The 17,941-nt window shown below is 71.5% G+C and carries 16 protein-coding genes; 4 read left to right on the forward strand and 12 right to left on the reverse strand.

Going from position 1 to position 17,941, the window contains the following annotated elements:
• Positions 1-64 precede the first annotated feature (64 nt).
• From OG898_RS19625 to OG898_RS19640, 4 genes are all read right to left on the reverse strand, one after another.
• Positions 65-1,753: a hypothetical protein gene (locus OG898_RS19625; protein WP_266958321.1), complete on the reverse strand. Its 1,689-nt coding sequence runs from the start codon at positions 1,751-1,753 to the stop codon at positions 65-67.
• Between the two features lie 74 nt (positions 1,754-1,827).
• Complete coding sequence (locus OG898_RS19630; protein ID WP_266958323.1) at positions 1,828-3,147, reverse strand: hypothetical protein; 1,320 nt, start codon at positions 3,145-3,147, stop codon at positions 1,828-1,830.
• A gap of 150 nt (positions 3,148-3,297) precedes the next feature.
• Positions 3,298-3,480 (reverse strand): hypothetical protein, encoded by a 183-nt coding sequence (locus OG898_RS19635; RefSeq protein ID WP_250745664.1) that lies wholly within the window; start codon positions 3,478-3,480, stop codon positions 3,298-3,300.
• 224 nt (positions 3,481-3,704) lie between these two features.
• Positions 3,705-4,007: a hypothetical protein gene (locus OG898_RS19640; protein WP_250745663.1), complete on the reverse strand. Its 303-nt coding sequence runs from the start codon at positions 4,005-4,007 to the stop codon at positions 3,705-3,707.
• A gap of 126 nt (positions 4,008-4,133) precedes the next feature.
• Between OG898_RS19640 and OG898_RS19645 the strand changes: the two genes are divergently transcribed.
• Positions 4,134-4,778 (forward strand): hypothetical protein, encoded by a 645-nt coding sequence (locus OG898_RS19645; protein ID WP_250745662.1) that lies wholly within the window; start codon positions 4,134-4,136, stop codon positions 4,776-4,778.
• Positions 4,779-4,860: 82 nt separating this feature from the next.
• Entirely contained in the window at positions 4,861-5,316 is a 456-nt protein-coding gene (locus tag OG898_RS19650; protein WP_250745661.1) for a hypothetical protein, read from the forward strand.
• A 165-nt stretch (positions 5,317-5,481) separates the two neighbouring features.
• Here OG898_RS19650 and OG898_RS19655 read toward each other — a convergent pair whose 3' ends face one another.
• The 7 genes from OG898_RS19655 to OG898_RS19685 form a co-directional block, all read right to left on the reverse strand.
• A complete protein-coding gene (locus tag OG898_RS19655) occupies positions 5,482-6,492 on the reverse strand; it encodes an LLM class F420-dependent oxidoreductase (RefSeq protein WP_250745660.1) in 1,011 nt (336 codons plus the stop codon).
• Positions 6,493-6,595: 103 nt separating this feature from the next.
• Positions 6,596-7,408 (reverse strand): hypothetical protein, encoded by an 813-nt coding sequence (locus OG898_RS19660; RefSeq protein ID WP_266958328.1) that lies wholly within the window; start codon positions 7,406-7,408, stop codon positions 6,596-6,598.
• 148 nt (positions 7,409-7,556) lie between these two features.
• A complete protein-coding gene (locus tag OG898_RS19665; protein WP_250745658.1) occupies positions 7,557-8,570 on the reverse strand; it encodes an N-acetylmuramoyl-L-alanine amidase in 1,014 nt (337 codons plus the stop codon).
• A 263-nt stretch (positions 8,571-8,833) separates the two neighbouring features.
• Entirely contained in the window at positions 8,834-9,475 is a 642-nt protein-coding gene (locus tag OG898_RS19670; RefSeq protein ID WP_250745657.1) for a class I SAM-dependent methyltransferase, read from the reverse strand.
• Between the two features lie 116 nt (positions 9,476-9,591).
• Positions 9,592-9,972 carry a hypothetical protein gene (locus tag OG898_RS19675; protein WP_266958331.1) on the reverse strand — a complete coding sequence of 127 codons (381 nt, stop codon included), beginning with the start codon at positions 9,970-9,972 and terminating at the stop codon, positions 9,592-9,594.
• A complete protein-coding gene (locus tag OG898_RS19680) occupies positions 9,969-10,556 on the reverse strand; it encodes a TetR/AcrR family transcriptional regulator (protein WP_266958333.1) in 588 nt (195 codons plus the stop codon). The genes OG898_RS19675 and OG898_RS19680 overlap by 4 nt, the downstream gene beginning before the upstream one ends.
• Positions 10,557-10,650: 94 nt before the next feature.
• Positions 10,651-11,535: a LysR family transcriptional regulator gene (locus OG898_RS19685; RefSeq protein ID WP_266958335.1), complete on the reverse strand. Its 885-nt coding sequence runs from the start codon at positions 11,533-11,535 to the stop codon at positions 10,651-10,653.
• 85 nt (positions 11,536-11,620) lie between these two features.
• On the opposite strand from OG898_RS19685, the gene OG898_RS19690 reads away from it, so the two are divergent.
• Together OG898_RS19690 and OG898_RS19695 are read left to right on the forward strand one after the other, a co-directional pair.
• A complete protein-coding gene (locus tag OG898_RS19690) occupies positions 11,621-12,385 on the forward strand; it encodes a hypothetical protein (RefSeq protein ID WP_266958337.1) in 765 nt (254 codons plus the stop codon).
• 121 nt (positions 12,386-12,506) lie between these two features.
• On the forward strand, positions 12,507-14,162 hold the full coding sequence (locus OG898_RS19695) for a hypothetical protein (RefSeq protein WP_266958339.1): 1,656 nt from the start codon (positions 12,507-12,509) through the stop codon (positions 14,160-14,162).
• 84 nt (positions 14,163-14,246) lie between these two features.
• Here OG898_RS19695 and OG898_RS19700 read toward each other — a convergent pair whose 3' ends face one another.
• Positions 14,247-17,390, reverse strand: a complete 3,144-nt coding sequence (locus OG898_RS19700) for a DNRLRE domain-containing protein (RefSeq protein WP_266958341.1) — start codon at positions 17,388-17,390, stop codon at positions 14,247-14,249.
• Positions 17,391-17,941 lie beyond the last annotated feature (551 nt).

The raw sequence follows: 17,941 nt of genomic DNA on the forward strand, positions 1-17,941 counted from the left end.
TCTGCGGGGCGGGCATGGCGGGACCCCCGTACCGGTCCTGCCCGCCCCGCTCCCGCGACCGGCTCTACACCACGTCGACGTGGTCCTCGCGGCCGATGGCCACGTAGTACGGCGCGGTGGCGTCGAGGTAGCGGATCTGCCAGGCCCCGTCGCTGCGGGCGGTGACCTTGGTGCTGAACGAGCCGTTGGCGGCGGTCGTCGCGGCGCCCTGGTAGGTCCAGGCGGAGCCGGGCGCGTCGGCCTTGAAGTAGACGCGGACCTTCTGGCCGGCGAGCGGCAGCCAGGCGGTGCCGGACTTCTGCTGGAGGACTCCGCTCGCGGTGATGCTGGTCCCGGCGCGGATCCCCTCGGGTGCCAGGTTGTCGCGGACGATCTGGGTCGTCCTGCGGGTGAGCTGGACCACCGGGGCGGCCGGGCCGATGTCGGCGGTGCCGGCGTAGCGCAGGCGGACGTAGTGGCCGTCCTGCTCGGGCGTGTGCTTCAGCTGCTGGCTGAAGTCCGTCCCGAAGGCGGTGGTGAAGGACTTCACCGTCTTCCACCCGGTCTTGCCGTCCGCGGACATCTGCACGTTGACCGTGGCCTTGGCCCCGGCGGGCGCGGACCCCTGCTGGACGGCCAGCCGGCCGCCGACGGTGATGGTCCGGTTCTGGTCCGCACTCACCTTCAACGGGGAGAAGGCGGTGGTGTGCGTGGCGTCCACGGACAGGCGGGTGGCGAGGTCTCCGGTGAACCACCCGCTGGCCCCGAACCGCTCCATCTCCACGCGTGCGTATTCGTCCCGCGTGACGGAATAGGGCACGTCGAAACCGCCGGCGGCGTCACTTCCCCGGCTTTCCCCGCACAGCTGGTCCTCCGGACATCCCTCGGTGTACGCGTCCACCCTCACGCCCGCCAGCGGACGGACGGTGCCGTCGGAGGCGGTCCAGGTCATGGTTCCCCGGACGGGTACCTTGCTGCCGTAACGCCCGACGATCCCTGCCGCGGGCTCCCGGACGGTGAGCTTGACGGGTGTTGCGCGCAAGCCGAGTTCCAGTTTCCGCTCGGCCAGGATGTTGTACGGGCCCGAATCCGTGGAGAGGGTGACCTGGAGGCCGGGCTTCGGCCTACCAGCCTCGTACTGGAAGAGAGCGGCGAAGCGGCCCGCACTGTCGGTGGTCAGGGACTCGATCAGATTGCTGCCCCAGTAGCTCCCGCGGAACAGGTGCACCGGCGCGTCCGCGAGCGGCTTCACCTCGTGGGTGCGGGGGTGCTCGGCCACCAGGGTGCCGTAGGCCTTGCCGCTGCGGTGCTCGTAGGAGAGCACCGGAGTGCTGGACACCAGGGAGGTGAACCGGGGGTTGATCGCGTAGGGGAAGGCCGGTCCGGCTTCCGGGTACTCCTTCTCCTTTGCGCTTCCCTTGTCGAGGACGACGTTGAGGAGGTACATGCCCATGTCCTTGAGGACGAGCGGGCCGGATTCGGTCCTGAGCAGGCTGCAGTCGTCGTCGAGCTCTGTCACGCATTCCCAGTCGCCGAACCCGCCGACCTCTGCCACGACCTCGTCGCCGTCCTTGGGCCGGACCCGGACCACCGTCTTCCCTGCGGGCGGCCGATCGCTGGTGAGTCGAATGCGGATGTCGCCGCCGGACTGGACCACGTAGGCGTCCGGCGGGTAGTCGGCGTCATCGGCCTGCGCCACCGACCCGAAGCCGAGGCCGGACGCGGCCGCGGTGACGGCCAGGGCGATGCCGAGCGACGTCATCACCTTGTTCAACGGTCCTCCAGGAGACTGCATGTGCATGTGCTGATGGTTCAAGACGGGCGTTGCCGCCGGCGGCTGACCGGGGGTCACGGGGTGCCCACGGTGAAGGTGGGGCTCGTGACGGGCTCGAGTCCCTTGGCGCCCTCGAAGTGGATGCGCCAGGTGCCGCCCTCGGGGAAGGTGCCCGGCTCCAGCGTCTGGAGGATCCCTCCGGTGCGCGGGAGGGAGGGGCTCTTGTACGTCTTCCACCCCGTCTTGCCGTCGGCCGAGTGCTGGATGCGGTACACGTCGTACTGCGTGTTCGTGCCGTACCCGAGCCGCTTGCTGCCCCGGATGGTCAGACGGCCCTTGGGGTCCTTCGTGGCCTTCAGACCCCAGAAGGCCACGGTCCGGTCGACCTTCACCTTGACGGAGGCCCGGGTGACACCGTCGAGCAGCACCCCGGGATCGTGGGTCACCACCAGCTCGGTGTCTCCGTGCTGGGTGTACCGGTCCCAGACGAATCTGCGTCCCCCCTCGTACCACGTGATCTTTCCGCACGACGAGCCTTCGCAGGTGTCCCCCTGGCTCGTGGGGTCGGCGCCCGTGAGGGGGTGCAGTTCGCCGTCCCCGCCCCGGTAGAAGAAATTGCCCGAGATGCGGAAGCGGCTCTCGTATCCCGGGGACACCGAGGACGGGGTGTCCAGGGCTATGACGACCTTGCGCTTCTCGACGGGAAGTTGCGCTGCGACCGGGGCGGCGCCGGCGGCCTCCGCCGTCATGTCCATGCTGGTGTGCTCCGGGGTGTACGTGAACGAGGCGGAGAACCTGCCGTCGCTCCCGGCAACGACCGGTACGCGCGCGCCGAGCCAGCTCGCGAAGGCGACCGTCACAGTGCGGCCCTTGAGCGGGGTCTCCGCGCGGGTGCGGGGATTGCGCAGGGTCAGCTTGCCGGTGACGGTCGCCGTCGGCTTGTCCAGGGAGACCGGTGTGGTCGCCGGGTCCAGGGTGATCACGGGGTGCGGCAGGTAGCGGAGCTCGCCGCTGTCGGCGCACGTGACGGTCTTGCCCGCGGCGTCGGTGTACCGGACGTCGAGGGCGTAGCGGCCGAGCGCGGCGAGTGCGGGCAGCACGGCGGAGCGGTGGCGCACGCCGAAGTCGGGCCGCGGCGTGGACTCGAAGCCCTGCGCGGTGGCCAGCACCTTCGTGGTGCCCGGCGCGCGTACGTCGACCCGGAGGTCCTTCAGGGCGCCGAAGGCGTCGACCTGTACCCGGGCCGCGTCCGCGAGATCGGTCACGGCGGCCACGTCACAGGCGTTGGCGGCGGCCGTGGCGGCGAGGCTGCCCGGCGCGGCGGCGATCATGGTCGCGGCGACGCCGAAAGCGGCAACGAGAGCCGTTGCCGTGCGAGTTGTCCTGGCGGACATCGGTGGATGTCCTCCCGTCTCATGGTGGTCCGAGGGCAGGGCCGTATCGGCCCTGCCCGGTGTCCTGTTCGTCTTGGATGTGCGGGGCGGGCATGGCGGGACCCCCGTACCGGTCTTGCCCGCCCCGCATCCGTCCGTGCGGCGCAGGAGTCAGCGCACGGGGGCGTAGTCCTCGCGGCTGTGCGTCCGCTCCTCGACGGAGAGGGCGAACCGGAAGACGCCGCGGGGCTCACCCGGGGCCGCGGGCACCTGGGCCGGTGCGGCGGGCGCCGCCGGCAGGTGGGGCGCGGAGTGGGCGGGCGCAGCCGCCTGCGGCTCGGTGTTCTTCTTCAAAAGAGCCCCCCCGGGCGAAATCCGGTCGATCAACCTGATCGACTCTCGCCCGTACGACCCGCGGCCGGCACGGATGGTTGCCCTCGCATGCCGAAATTCCTGAAAGGAGAAAGGCGCAGGGTCGCTGACGCATGAAGACGTGAAGACACGACACCGCTCGCCCTCCGGCGTACGGGAGGACGAGCGGTGTTCGGCGCGCGGGAAGTGGGCCTCTGCGGCCCCCCCTAGCGGCGGTAGAGGCGGCCCGCGACGGCGTGGCCGATGACCAGGTAGGCGACGGCCGCGATGCCGTAGCCGATCACCACCTGGACCCAGTCGCGGTGGAAGGTGAACAGGTCGTAGGACCAGCCGGCCAGCCAGGTCGCGGCGTCGTGGATGAAGTCGACCAGTGCGTTCCCCTGGTTGGCGTCCAGCAGGTACAGCAGGATCCACAGGCCGATCACGAAGGCCATGACGTCCGCCACGACCGCGACGGCGCGGCCCGCCTGGCTGCTTCCTCTGGTGCGTGCTCGCGTGTGTGTGGGCATGCCGCGCTTCTGGCCGCTTCTCAGGCGGATAAACCCACCGGGTAAACCCGAACGGGTCCCCCGGGTGGCGGAGCCGGGTGACCGGGGTGAGGCTGCGGGGGACGCCTCAGTCCCCGGAGGAAACCCGTGTCCCTACCCACCACAGCCGTCCGCTTCCGCCGTGCCCTCACGGCGGTGCTCCTGTCCTGTGCCCTGCTCGGCGGTGCCACCGCCTGCGGCTCGGGCGGTGGCGACAAGGTCGCCGCCGGTCAGGCCGACGAGGTTTCGGTGGCCATGGCCGCGTTCGCCGAGGCCGATGCCGCGGCCTCCGCAGAGGACGCGGAAGCGGCCGCCGCCTCTCCCTCGGCGAGCAGCCCGGAGGAGAAGCAGAAGTTCGCCAAGACCCGCTTCGTCGCCAACGCGGGGCTCGCGGCCGGAGCCACGTACCAGTGGATCATCAAGCCGTACCGTGACGGCAAGTTCAAGAAGGGCGCCAAGGGCCGCACCTTCGCCCTGGTCAAGGCGGGCCTCGCGGGCGCCTTCGCGTACAACCGGCTGAAGGCGGCCAGCGAGAACGCCAAGGGCGACCCGCTGCTGTCGAAGGCCGTGGGCCCGCTGACGGCGGGCATCGACTCCCTCAAGGGGCTCGGTTCCAAGCTGCGCAAGGGCCAGGCCGGCGACGCCGACATCGGCGCCTTCGAGAACGTCATCAACAGCGTCAAGGAGGCCGGCAAGAGCGCGGGCGCCACGGTGACCGACAAGGTCCCGAGCGCCGGCCAGCTGACCGGCTGAGCCCGCTCTTCCCGCAACAGGCCGGACCGGAGCATTCCGGTCCGGCCTGCTGCGTGCCCGTTCCACCTGTTTGAATGGATGGGTGATCGAGTACGTGGTCCTCGCCGGCGCCGCCGCCGGAACCGCCTGGCTGATGCGCCGCAAGCACCTCCGGCGCCAGGCCGGCGCGCCCGTTCCCGGGATCCCGTGCATGGCGCGACGCCCCGCGGGCAGCGGCCGTTGGCGCAGCGGCCGGGTGTACGCCGACCAGGGCGCGGCCCGCTGGGTGCCCGGCCGGGGCGAGCCCGTGGTCTTGACCGGAGCCCGGGCCACCGGCGTACGGGCCCCCTCCGTGAAGGAGGGCATCTCCATCAACCCGGGCTCGCGGATCGTGACCTGCGCGTTCGCCGAGGACGCCGAGGACGCCGACGGCGGTGGCATGGAGATCGCCGTGATGCCGCTGGACCTGCGGGAGCTGCTGGCGGCCCTCCCGGAGACGCCCCCGGCCTCCCTCCCGGAGCCCCTTGCGGACGAACCCCCGGGCGCCGAGCCGCGATAGCCGCGACGCACCCTTCGCAAACCTTCGGCCCGGCCCGACCATGGGCGCCGTCCCTGCGCCTGCCCCCGTCCCCGTCCCCGGCCCGCGGACCCGGACGCGCCGGCCGGGAGTGCGGCGGCGACCGGGGCCGGAGGGGGAGCGGGGGGCGGAGGGCGAGCGGGTCCGCTAGCTGTTCAGCTCCGCCAGGACCCGCAGGGTGTGCGGGTCGGGGGCGGTCAGCAGGAGGTCGGTCACCGGGCCCTTGCGCCACAGTTCGAGGCGCTCGGCGATCCGCTCCCGCGGTCCGACCAGGGAGATCTCGTCCGCGAACGCGTCCGGGACGGCCATGACGGCCTCTTCCTTGCGCCCGGCCAGGAACAGTTCCTGGATCCGGTGCGCCTCCTCCTCGTAGCCCATCCGGCCCATGAGGTCGGCGTGGAAGTTGCGTGCCGCGTGGCCCATGCCGCCGATGTAGAAGCCCAGCATCGCCTTCACCGGGAGGAGTCCCTCCGCGACGTCGTCGCAGACCTTCGCGCGGGCCATCGGGGCGATCATGAACCCCTCGGGGAGCTCGGACAGCGAGGCCTGGTAGACGTCCGTGCGGGTCGGCGACCAGTAGAGGGGCAGCCAGCCGTCCGCGATGCGGGTGGTCTGGGCGATGTTCTTGGGGCCCTCCGCGCCGAGCAGGACCGGCAGGTCGGCCCGCAGGGGGTGGGTGATGGGCTTGAGCGGCTTGCCGATGCCGGTGCCGTCGGCGCCCCGGTACGGGTGGCTGTGGAAGCGGCCGTCCAGTGCGACCGGCGCCTCGCGGCGCAGTACCTGGCGGATGACGTCCACGTACTCCCGGGTCGCCGTCAGGGGGCTGGAGGGGAAGGGGCGCCCGTACCAGCCTTCGACCACCTGCGGTCCGGACAGGCCGAGTCCGAGCATCATCCGGCCACCGGACAGGTGGTCCAGGGTCAGGGCCTGCATGGCGGTGGCGGTCGGGGTGCGGGCGGCCATCTGCGCGATGGCGGTGCCCAGGCGGATGCGCGAGGTGTGCGCGGCGATCCAGGTGAGCGGGGTGAAGGCGTCCGAGCCCCAGGCCTCGGCGGTCCAGACGGAGTCGTAGCCGAGGTTCTCGGCTTCGGCGGCGAGGTCGAGGTGGTCCGGATTGGGGCCGCGGCCCCAGTAGCCGAGTGCGAGTCCGAGGCGCATGTGACGGTCCCCTCCACGAATCTGACGATGCGTCAGGTGACTGTAGGGCAACGGCCCCCCACCCGGAAGGGTGGGGGGCCGTCGATGAGGCGCGTGCCCGGGATCAGCCGCGCTGGATGCCCGAGGTGTCGTTCAGGACGCCGCGGCGGCCGTCCTGGGTCTGGGCGATCAGGGTGGCCGGACCGCGCTGTTCCACGGCCAGGTACCAGGTGCCGGGCGCGAGTTCCGCGATCGGGGCGGGGCTGCCGTCCTCGGCGAAGAGGGGGCGGGCCACCGGAACGGCGAACCAGAACGGCGTGAAGTCCGCCGCCGGGGCCGGAGCCGGGGTCTGGTCCTGCGGAGCCTGGGCCTGCTCCTGGCCGCCGCCGTAGGGCGGGACCGGCTGCGGGGCGGCCCCGTACGGCTGCGGCTCCTGGCCGCCCGGGTACCCGTACCCGGCGCCCGGCTGCTGCTGTCCGTACGGCGGGACGGCGGCGGTGGCGGGCTTCGGGTCCGGCACGAGCTGCCCGGCGAGCGCCGGGACCTTCGCGCCGAAGAGGGTCACGCCGGCCAGCGCCGCGGTGGCGAGGAAGGCGATGACGGCGCCCGCGCCGAGGTCGGCCCCGGTCGGGCAGGTGATGAGCCCCCAGAGCGCGGACCAGGCGGCCGCGACGGAGAGGACCGTGCCCCAGGCCTGGAAGGGCAGGCCCAGGAGCTGGCGCCCGGCGGGCTGCAGGCGGGCGGCGACGAGCAGGCCGACGGCGATGAACGCGAGCAGGAAGATGCTCGGCAGCGCCAGCCGGTACACGTCGGTGTCCCATGCGCTCGGTGCGTCGACGCCGGGCGCGGAGTAGAAATCGAGGAACGAGGCGATGAACAGCAACGCCGCTGCTCCGATCACCACGCCGTCGCCTCGAGTGAGGGATCGGATGTTCACGTCTTAGGTGTCCTTCTCGGTCTCGTCGTCTCGTGGTGCCGTGGGTGCCCGCCGTGACGCAGGGGGCGGGCGGCACCATCGTACGGAGCTTCGCCGCGGCCGAGAGGATCGGGGCTGCGGGCCGTCCGGAGGGACGGTCCTGGTGGCCCTACCCGCCGAGGAAGCCGACGATGCCGTCCGCGATGCCCTGGGCCGCTTTCTGGCGCCACTCCGGACTCGACAGCTGTGCCGCGTCCTTGGCATCACGCATGTTGCCGCATTCGATGAACACCTTGGGACGGGTCGAGAGGTTCAGTCCGCCCAGATCGTCGCGGACGACCAATCCGGTACCGCTGCCGAGGTAGTTGGCGGGGGCGGAACCGGTGGTCCGGGCGAAGTTCCCGGCGATCCGCTCGCCGAGCTGCCGGGACGGTTCGATGATCTTCGCGGTGTCGGCGCCGCCGCCCTTGACCTTGGCGGGGAGGATGACGTGGAAACCGCGGCTGCCGGCCGAGACCCCGTCCGCGTGGACGGAGACCACGGCGTCGGCGGCGGCCTCGTTGCCGATGCGGGCGCGCTCGTCGATGCAGGGGCCGAAGGGGCGTTCCTTGCCGGCCTCGTGCGTGAGGACCACCTTGAGGCCCTTGGCCTCCAGGACGGTGCGCAGGCGCCGGGACACGTCCATGCTGAACTCGGCTTCCATGTAGCCGGCGTTGGTGGTCGTGCCGGTGGTGTCGCACTCCTTGCGGTTGGTGCCGATGTCCACCTGGCGGTTGATCTCGGTGGTGTGCTTGAAGTTGCCCGTGTTGTGACCGGGGTCGATGACGACGGTCCGGCCGGCGAGGCCGTTCGCCGCGGCGGGGGCGGTCCCTCCGGGGGTTGCGCCGGGGGTCGTACCCGGGGTCGCACCGGGGGCCGGGCTCGCGGCCGGGCTCGCGGCCGGTGTCGGTGCCGCGGACGGCAGCTTCGCCGACGCCGAGAGCGGCATCACGATCCGGGGCGGCCGCGAGTCGTCGCTCGCGCCCCCGCCCAGCACCTCGGTCAGGACCCATCCGGCCAGACAGGCCGGGGCGATCGCGGCCGCCGCGACGACCAGGGTCGACCGGCGGGCGTACCAGGGCCGGTCCGGACTGATGGAGCTCGCGGACTCGGGGAGCGGCGGGGAGCTTTCGTCGTAGCGCACCCGGCGATGCTAGACCGGCCCTTGGCCGGGTGTACGGACCCTGCTCCATCCGGGGGCGCGGTGAGGTTATATGCCCCGTGAGCGCCGAGTGCGGGTGCGGCGCCGTTGCCGGGGGCCAGCCCCCGGACCCCCGCGCCTCAAACGCCGGCGGGGCTGGATGTGGCTGGCGCCGGTGGGGCTGGACGTGGCTGACGCCCACGGGGCTGGAGAGGCGTAGGCGGGGCCGGAGGAACACCGGCCGGCCCCGAAGGACGGGCGGAAGGTCAGATGCCCGCGCCCGTGCGGCGCAGGACGCGCAGGGAGTCGGTCACCGAGACCTCCTCGAAGGCGCCCGAGGCCAGGGCGCGCACGTAGATGCGGTACGGGGCCTGGCCGCCGTCGGCCGGGTCGGGGAACACGTCGTGGATCACCAGCGTGCCGCCCTCGGCGACGTGCGGGGCCCAGCCCTCGTAGTCGCCGGTGGCGTGCTCGTCGGTGTGGCCGCCGTCGATGAAGACCAGACCGAGCTTGCCGCCCCAGGCCGCGGCGACCTGCGGGGAGCGGCCGACGATCGCGATGACGTGCTCCTCCAGACCGGCCTTGTGCAGGGTCCGGCGGAAGGTGGGCAGGGTGTCCATCAGTCCGATCTCCGGGTCCACGACGCTCGGGTCGTGGTACTCCCAGCCGGGCTGCTGCTCCTCGCTGCCCCGGTGGTGGTCCACGGTGAGCGCGCTCACCCCCGCCTCGCGGGCGGCGTCGGCGAGCAGGATCGTGGAGCGCCCGCAGTAGGTCCCGACCTCCAGCAGCGGCAGCCCGAGCCGCGCCGCGGACGCGGCCGCCTCGTACAGCGCGAGCCCTTCCCCTACGGGCATGAACCCCTTGGCGGCCTCGAAGGCGGCGAGGGTCTCCGGCTTGGGGCTGGCCATGGTGTTCCTCCTGCGGATTGGGCGGCATGCGGCATACGACATCCGGCGTACATCGGCGCACGTCGGCGGCCCATGCTGCCTTACCCGCCGGTAGGACGCCATGCCCGGGTCCGGCCCTACGCGGCGCCCGCCGCGGTAAGGGCCGCGACCGGCAGGAGGAGGATCCACTGCGGCAGCCGGAGCAGCGGCTTCGGCCAGCCGACCGACAGCGTGACGACCAGGAAGACGGCGGAGTACGCCACGAAGTGCGCGGCCACGAACCACGCCGTCAGGCCGGTCGCCGGCGTGCCGTCCGCCAGTGCGAGGTGGATCAGGAAGGCCGCGGAGAGCGCCAGGTCGACGCTCACCATGTGCCACACGGCATGGAGGACGCGCTTGGGTTCGTCCGCGAGTCCGCAGGCCAGCAACGGGCGCACCACGTCCCGGTGCCCGCCGACGAGGTGCACCGCGGCCACGCCGGATGCGGTGATGCCCGCTGCGAGGAGCCAGCCGTTCATCGGATCTCGATTCCCTTGGCGATGATGTCGGCCAGCCGGTCGGCCAGTTGACGGTCGGGCTGTTCCCCCACGAGGCCGATGTGGAAGAACACGGCTCCTGCCAGCGTGTCCAGGACCAGATCCACGGGTACGGCGGCCGCGATCTCTCCGCGCGCCACGGCACGCTCGAAGACGATCAGCAGCCGCTCCTTCGAGGGGGCCAGGAAGTCGCTGCGGATGCGGGCCTTCAGTACCGGATCGGCGGCGAAGTCGGCGAGCAGGCCCGGGAGCGCCGCTGCGGCGGCCGGTGCGTGGAACTCGTCGATCAGGTCCCGTAGGAGTGCCGTCAGGTCCCCGGTCAGCGTTCCGGTGTCCGGGACCGGAGCGCTGTCGGTGGTCGTGAACACGGCCTCGAAGACCAGCTCCGGCTTGCCCCGCCACCGCCGGTAGATCGTGTCCTTGCCGACACCGGCGCGGGTGGCCACCGCCCCGATCGAGGTCGCGGCGTACCCGACCTCGATCACCAGCTCGGTGACCGCGCCGACGATCGCCTCGTGCGAGCGGGGATCCCTGGGGCGGCCCTTGGAGGGCGGGGAGGAGTTCACGCGATTTACCTTACGGGTCGACCCGTTTGGTAATCAACCCCGTACGGGCTCAACTCCCCACGGGCAGGCCCCGGTCGGCTCGGCCCCCGCCGGCTCAGCCCCGGCCGGTGAGGAGGACGGCCGTGCGGGCCGCCTGGGGGGTCGGGTCGGCCGGGTGGAGGAGTTCCGTGCGGTGGACCAGGCGGGGGGTGCGGATCGGGACCGCCGTGGTGCCGGGGAAGGTGGTGGCCAGGGAGAGGGGGAGGGAGGTCAGGCCGTGGCCGGCGGCTGCCAGGACGGCCAGGGCGTGCGGGTCGGTGCCGTGGTGGCGGATGCGGGGGTGGAAGCCGGCGGTGTGGCTGACCTCGCGGAGCCGGGCGAGGGGGACCGCCGTGTCGGGGGCGTCGATCCACTGCGCCTGCGCGAGGTCGGGCAGCCGGACCGAACGGCGCCGCGCCAGGGGGTGGGTGTGCGGGAAGAGCACGGCCAGGGGCTCCTCGGCGACGGCGAGGGTGACGGTCGGGCCGAGGTCCGGCAGCGGGAGGGGGTCGCTGGGCGCGGCCACCCCGTCCACGAGGCCGAGGTCGGCGCGGCCGGTCAGGACCTCCTCGACCACCGCCTCCCGCCCCAGGACGTGGAGGTCGACCTCCACCGGCCCCGCGGCGCGCAGGGTGGCCAGGGCCTGCGCCAGGTCCGGGCCGAAGGCCGCGGGGGAACAGGCCAGCGTCAGCCGGGCGTCGGGGGCCCGGCGCAGGCGGGCGATGTCGGCACGGGCCGCGTCCAGGCGCAGGAGCAGCGCGGGGGCGTGTTCCATCAGCCGGACCCCCGCCCCGGTGGGGGCGACGGGCCGGCGTTCGACCAGCCGGGCGCCCAAGTCGGCCTCTAGCGCGGCGATGTGCTGGGAGACGGCCGACTGCGTGTAGCCGAGGACCGAGGCGGCGGTGGAGAAGGAGCGGTGCTCGAGGACCGCGACGAAGGTGCGGAGGAGATGCGGATCCATGGGCATCAGTATCGCTCAGGCATCAGCATCACTAATGCGGGTAGTGCAGATCATCGTTGGACGTGATGGGGCGGGGGCTCGGAGGATGACCTTCATGAACGCGAACCCCACCGCCACCGTCACCACCACCACGACGTCACCCGCCCGCATCGCCCTGATCGCGGACCGCTCCGACGCCGTACGGTCCCACGCCCGTGTCCCCGGCCTGCTGGAGGCGCTGCGCCTGCGCGAGGGCCTGGACTTGGACGCCTACTGGATCCCCACCGAGGAAGCCGGCGAGGGCATGGACGGCTTCGACGCCGTCTGGGTGCTGCCCGGCAGCCCCTACCGCAGCGAGGGCGGCGTGCTCACGGCGATCCGGGACGCCCGCGAGAACGGCATCCCCTTCCTCGGCACCTGCGGCGGCTTCCAGCACGCCCTGCTGGAGTTCGCCCGTACGGTCTGCGGCCTGGACCGGGCCGCCCACGCCGAGAACGACCCCGCGACCGCCGAGGCAGACGCCGTCGTCGTCCCGCTGGCCTGCTCGCTCGTGGGCCACGAGGGGACCGTACGCGTCACCCCCGGGTCCCGCGCCGCCCGGCTGCTCGGTGCGGACCGCACGCAGGCCCGGTACCACTGCAACTACGGCCCGAACCCGCTCCACCTGGACCTGCTCCGGGCCCACGGCATGACCTTCACCGGCACCGACGAATCCGGCGACATCCGCATCGCCGAACTGGCCGAGCACCCCTTCTTCCTGGCCACCCTCTTCCAGCCCGAACTGGACGGCGACGGTACCCGCGCCCACCCCCTCATCGCCGGACTCGCGGCGGCGGCGGTCCGGCACGCGCGCACCGGGGGAGGGGTGTAGGCCCGGGAGCGTGCACCACCCGTCACTTCGCGCTGCCCGTACGCCCTTACGCCCGTACAACCTTCGGGCGGGCTGCGGAGTCCTCTGGGTGATCGTGGAAGACGCATCACGGGGGGAAACGATGAACAAGAACATCAGCGCCGCACTCTGCACCATGACGGCCTTGGCCGCCGTACTGTCCGTGCCCACGGCCGCGCACGCCGCGGACCCCTTTCCGAAGGGGGTCGTCGCGACCACGGAAAACGAGAAGGTGAACGTGTATCTCCAAACGGGCGGAGACACGTTGCCCGAGAACCTCAAGGTCCACCTGCGCGTGAAGGGCACGACTGCCCGGGTGGCCACCCTCACCAGGTTCGTAGAGGGCGCTCCGGGTGACTGCGAGCCCTCCTGCGGCCACGGCTCCGTCCGCTTCCAGGCAGACGTGCCCAAGCTCGCCGTCCTCGGCGATTACACCGTGGACGTGGAGTACACCGGCACCCGTGGCGAGCCCGTCCTCCACCAGGACAAGGCGACGCTCAACTACCGGCTCCGGCCGGTCTTCTCCGGCCTGAAGTCCGCGAACGCGGTGTCGTTGGACCGGCGGGACACCACCCTCTCCGGCGACATCAAGCTCTACGATCCGCGCGACGGCTCACAGAAGCCGTACGCGGGCGCCGCGTTCACGGCCGCCAGCGGCGGCGTCACCACCGCGCTGGTCGCCGACGCGCAGGGGCACTTCGCGTCCAAGGTGACCGTGCACGGTACCGACGGCGACCCGGTCTATGACCCCAGGGGCGGGAAGCTGCTCGGGTGGGAGACGGCCGTCAGCCTCTCGACCGAGGCGAACGGCAAGAAGGAGCAGGCGAGGGCAGCCGTCCCGGTGACTCCGGTGGAGGCGCGCATCGCGCTGGACTCGACGACCGTGACGGGCCCCTACGCGACACGGGGCAAGGTCGGCGGCTCCTTCACGTGGAAGGCCGAGGACGGCACCTGGAAGCCGGCACCCGGGGCCATGGGGCTCGTCATCCACAGCGACTCCGTCGCAACCGTCACCGCGGGCCGGTTCACCTGGTCCCGCGAGTTGACGGAGGACACCTCGTGGCGCGTCAGCGAGAGGAACGCCTGGGTGTCCGCGGAAAGCCAGGACGTGAAGGTGGACGTCACGGGCGGGACCTCCTTCCCCTCGCTCACCGCCAAGGTGGACCGCAACAAGATCGTGAGGCTGCTGGGAGAGTTCAATCGCGGTCAGATCCCGGCAGGCATCAACGCGGTCACGGTGGAGGTCCAGTACTCGGCGGACGGCAAGACCGGCTGGACCACTCGCCAGAAGGTGGAGGACTACATCGGGTTCCCCATGAGCGGCGTGCACACCCTCAGGACCGCCCTGCCCTACCCGGGCCCCGGATTCGTCCGGATGCGGTACGCGGGCACCCCGGACATCAACGGCTCGGTCTCGTCCCCCGTCCAGGTCGTGCCGCGGACCGAGACGGCGATCCCGGAGTTCAACGCCGCACCCGAGCCGGTCAAGAAGGGCAAGCCGATCACGCTGACCGGGAAGCTCACCCAGGCCGACCCGGCCCGTGAGCCCCTGGCGGGCCAGTACGTCCACTACTACTTCCGGCCCGCCGGCAGCACGGAGTGGAAGGCCGTGGGCTATTCGTTCACCGGAGCCGACGGCACCTTCACCAGGAAGTACACCGCGACGCAGAGCGGCTCCTGGTCCGCCCGCTACCAGGTCACGGACGAGGCGCACTACGTCTCGTCGAGCCGCGTGGACGAGGTCGTCGTCACCCCGTGACGACGAGGAACGAAGAACGCCGGCCTCAAGGACCGCGGGAAGGTCCTGGAGGCCGGCGTCATGCGGGCCGGGCGGTCCCCGGCGTCAGCCGAAGGACTTGATGCCGCGCCAGTCCACCGCGAGCACCGTCTTGACGGCGGCGTTCGTGTTGGTGGCGGACGGGTAGTACAGCTTCATGTTGCCGGTGTCGGCGTAGCGGACCCACAGGTCGGGGATCCGGTCTCCGCTGACGTCCGGGATGGCGATGATCGCCGAGATGTTGGTCGTCGTCCAGTTCGTCCCGTACGAGGTGTCGGCACCCTCGCGGGAGTTGGCCGCGAGCTTCAGAGAGTTGATGTCGACGCTGCCCGCGACGGATCCGGGCTTGCCGTGGCGGAGGTAGAGGGTGCCGGAGTCCAGGCTGCGCCACAGCAGGTCGGGCGTGTTGTCGAGGTCGATGTCGGCGATGTTGACGATCTCACGGGGACCCCAGGCGGAGCCCTCCATCAGCGTCGCGGTCTGGAAGGTGGCTCCGGTGTAGCCGGAGAGCAGCCAGAACTGGGTGCCGACCTTCACGGTGACGTCGGTCAGCTTGTCGCCGGTGATGTCGCCGATCGCCTTCATCGACACCCAGGTGCTCGGGGCGGGGGTGTTGGACGGGAGGCGGATCGCGAGCCGGTCGTCCACGTTGAAGGTGCCGTAGCCGTCGCCGGGGTACAGGTAGAACGTGCCGTCCGGGTCCACGGCGAACAGGTCGGTGGACCCGTCGCCGGGGTAGACGTCCGCGTAGTGGGAGATCAGTGCGGCCTTGGTGCCGTTCCACCACGGTGTCTTCGGCGCGAGAACGGGCTTGCCGTCCGGGCCCATGGAGTAGGAGCCGGTCAGGCCGCCGTACAGTTCGCCGCCCGGGCTGCCCGGGTAGGAGAACAGGTTGGCGTTCGCGTCGATGATCATCAGGTCGGCGATGCCGTCGCCGCCGACGTCACCCGGGCCGTCGGCGGAGTCCCGCGGCGGCACGTAGGTGGCGTAGTCGGTGCGGGCGCTCACGTTGCCGAGCGAGTCCAGCGCGAACAGGTGCAGCCAGTTCGGGCCGGCGTGCGGGGGCTTGAGCGCGGGGACGGTGAAGGAACCGTTGACCGCGGTGACGTCGACGTAGACGCCTTCCCAGCCGTAGCGGAACTTCGCGGCGCCTTCGGAGGCGAAGGTCAAGGGACCGGTTTCGCCGAACTTCACGGTCGCCCACGTGGCGCCGTCGGAGGTCGCGCGCTTGAAGGGCGTGGTCGCCTCGTCGACCGTCGGCGGCGGGGGCGCGGAGCCGTCGACGGTGATCCGGCAGGGCTCGGTGCCAGGAGGGAAGACCGTCGAGGTGGCGCCGGCGGCGTCCTGCGCCATGGCGTCCCAGGAGTACGTGGCCTTGTCCTCGAGCGGGAACGTGGCCGGGATCGTCAGCGATACGGTGCCGCCGCCCGCGGGGGCCGCGACGAGGGTGCCCGCCGGGACCGTGCCGCCGGTCTTCCAGAAGCGGAAGCGCACCTTGGACAGGTTGCCGTCGTCGTCCTTGGCCGTGGCCTTCAGGACGATGTTCGTCTTGCCGACCGTCACACCGCCGCCCGGGCCGGGCACGCAGGCGCCGCCGGGGGTGGAGCTGCCGTTGGTCGGCTCGGAGGGCGGGCGGTTGTAGTCCACCACGAACGTGGCGGAGGTGGCACGGAACTTGCGCCAGGTCTGCGTGTCCGACTCGCTGGTGGCGCGCATGCCGAAGGTGATGTTCGTCCAGCCGTTGTCCGCGCCCTTCTGGGCGGCCCCGAGCACACCGGAGTTGTCGAACGCCTCGTACTCGTCGGGGCAGGACGTGGACGACCAGCCGTGCGCGAAGGACTTCTTCTGCAGCAGCGTCGACCACGAAGGCTGCGCGTTCCACGTCGTACCGGAGGAGATGGAGCCGGTCAGGTAGAACTGGAACTCCCGGCTGGTGCAGGACCAGGAGTGGTTGTTCTGCACCTTGAAGGTCGCGCTGGTGACCTTGGCGCCCTTCATCTTCGGGTCGAAGCCCATGCGCCAGAACGAACGGCCCAGACCGCCGGTGTCCGACTCGTAGCCCACGCGGGCGTCGGAGGTGCCGGAGGAGAAGTTGGTGCCGTTGTAGAAACTGGAGTTCGGGTACGGCCGGTACGCGGTCGTCCAGGCCTGCCAGCCCGCGTTCATGGTCGGGTCGACGAAGACCGGGTACTTCACGGCCTGGTCGGCGAGCAGGCCCGTGCCGGCGACGTTCAGCGCGATGTGCGCGGCCCCGGTGTTGTCGCCCTCCAGGGCGATGGGCAGCTGGGCGGACTTCGCGCCGGGCTCGATGCCGCTCAGACCGGACAGCTTCAGGACGTCCGCCGACGTGGCGGTGGCGGTGCGGGAGGCGGTGCCCTCGGGCAGCTCGGGGTCGCGGCCGCTGGAGTCCCAGGCGAAGGGGGTCGGTATGGAACCGACTTCGGCGCCGTCCTTGTCGAGGACCGCCACGCGGTTGCCCTCGGTGTCGTGCCGGAAGGTGGCGGTCTGCGAACGCAGTCCGTAACGGACGTCGGCGAAGGCCTTGTTCTGGGCGGCCTGCGGGGTCTTCACGATGAGGACCTGGGCGAAGCCGCCCTCCTCGCGGGCCACGAGCAGCAGGTCCACGCCCGGCAGCACCTCGGAGTAGAGGGCGCGCGGGCCGTCGAGCACCGGTGCGGGCAGAGCGCCCGGCCAGGTGTAGGCGATCGTGTGACCGCCGAACTCGACCTCGGCGAGAAGCGATTCACCGGGCACCTCGGCCCGGGCGAACGAGCGGTCCGCACGCGGCTTCTGGGCGCTGCCACTCGCGAAGCGCACCGGCAGGGCCGGGTTCACGGGCGAAACACCGAGCCCGCGGGGGGCCTTGTCGGAACGCTTGAGCTGGTTGTCGATCGGCGCCCACCGGCCGTCCGCGTCCTTCGCGCGCTGCGCGACGGCGTGTGTCTCGGAGCGTAGCTGTCCGTTGGGCAGCGCCCAGGTCAGCGAGGTCGCAGTGGTGACGGTGTCGATGAGTACCTGCTTGCCACTGCGAACGGCCTCGTCCACCGCGGTGGCTTCGTCCTTCGGGCCGGTGGACGCCTGCTGGGCGTCACCGGCCTTGCCGCCGGCCGTCGCAGGAGCGGAGTCGGGCTGCCACCAGGTCAAGAGGGCAGCTGTGAGGGAGGCCAGCAAGAGGCCGATGGTCAAAGAGAGCCGCGTGCGCGTGCGCACGAAAGGGCTGATAAAGGGCGACGCGGGCACGGCGGTCTACTCCCGTGGGAACCAGACGGACTGAGGACAGTACAACCAGCCCCAGACGGCAGGCCGCGGGGCAGAGAGCGGAGACACGATCACACAGTCCTCAGGGGGCGTCCATTGATGAGAATTTTATAAGACCGTTACTCAGTGCGGGGATTTCCTTGACCATCCGTCACGCATGCCCCGCCTTGGGGTTGTTTGGTGCAAATTGAGGGCCGTAGATGTCCCGGATTGGGGCCCGTTTCTGGAAGGTGCTCGCTGGTCCCCGTTCATGGCGTACTGGTGCGTGAGGCAGTTCACTTCGCGGGTGCACAAGCGGAAGCAAACGTTCTTGCCCCTGTGTGACCGATGACGGAGAGTACGCACGCACGCGCCTGAGCCAGGCCTGTGCCTTTTGGTGCTTCCGCACCTCACTGTTGTCTGAATTGTCAGGGTGGGAGTCGACGCGCATGCGTGCTTCAGGTCCGCTGTCATGGCTTGGGCGGGGACGCCTAGCCGTGACGGAGTCACAACGACGGCGCCGG

Source organism: Streptomyces sp. NBC_00193 (assembly GCF_026342735.1).
Taxonomy (GTDB): domain Bacteria; phylum Actinomycetota; class Actinomycetes; order Streptomycetales; family Streptomycetaceae; genus Streptomyces; species Streptomyces stoeckheimensis.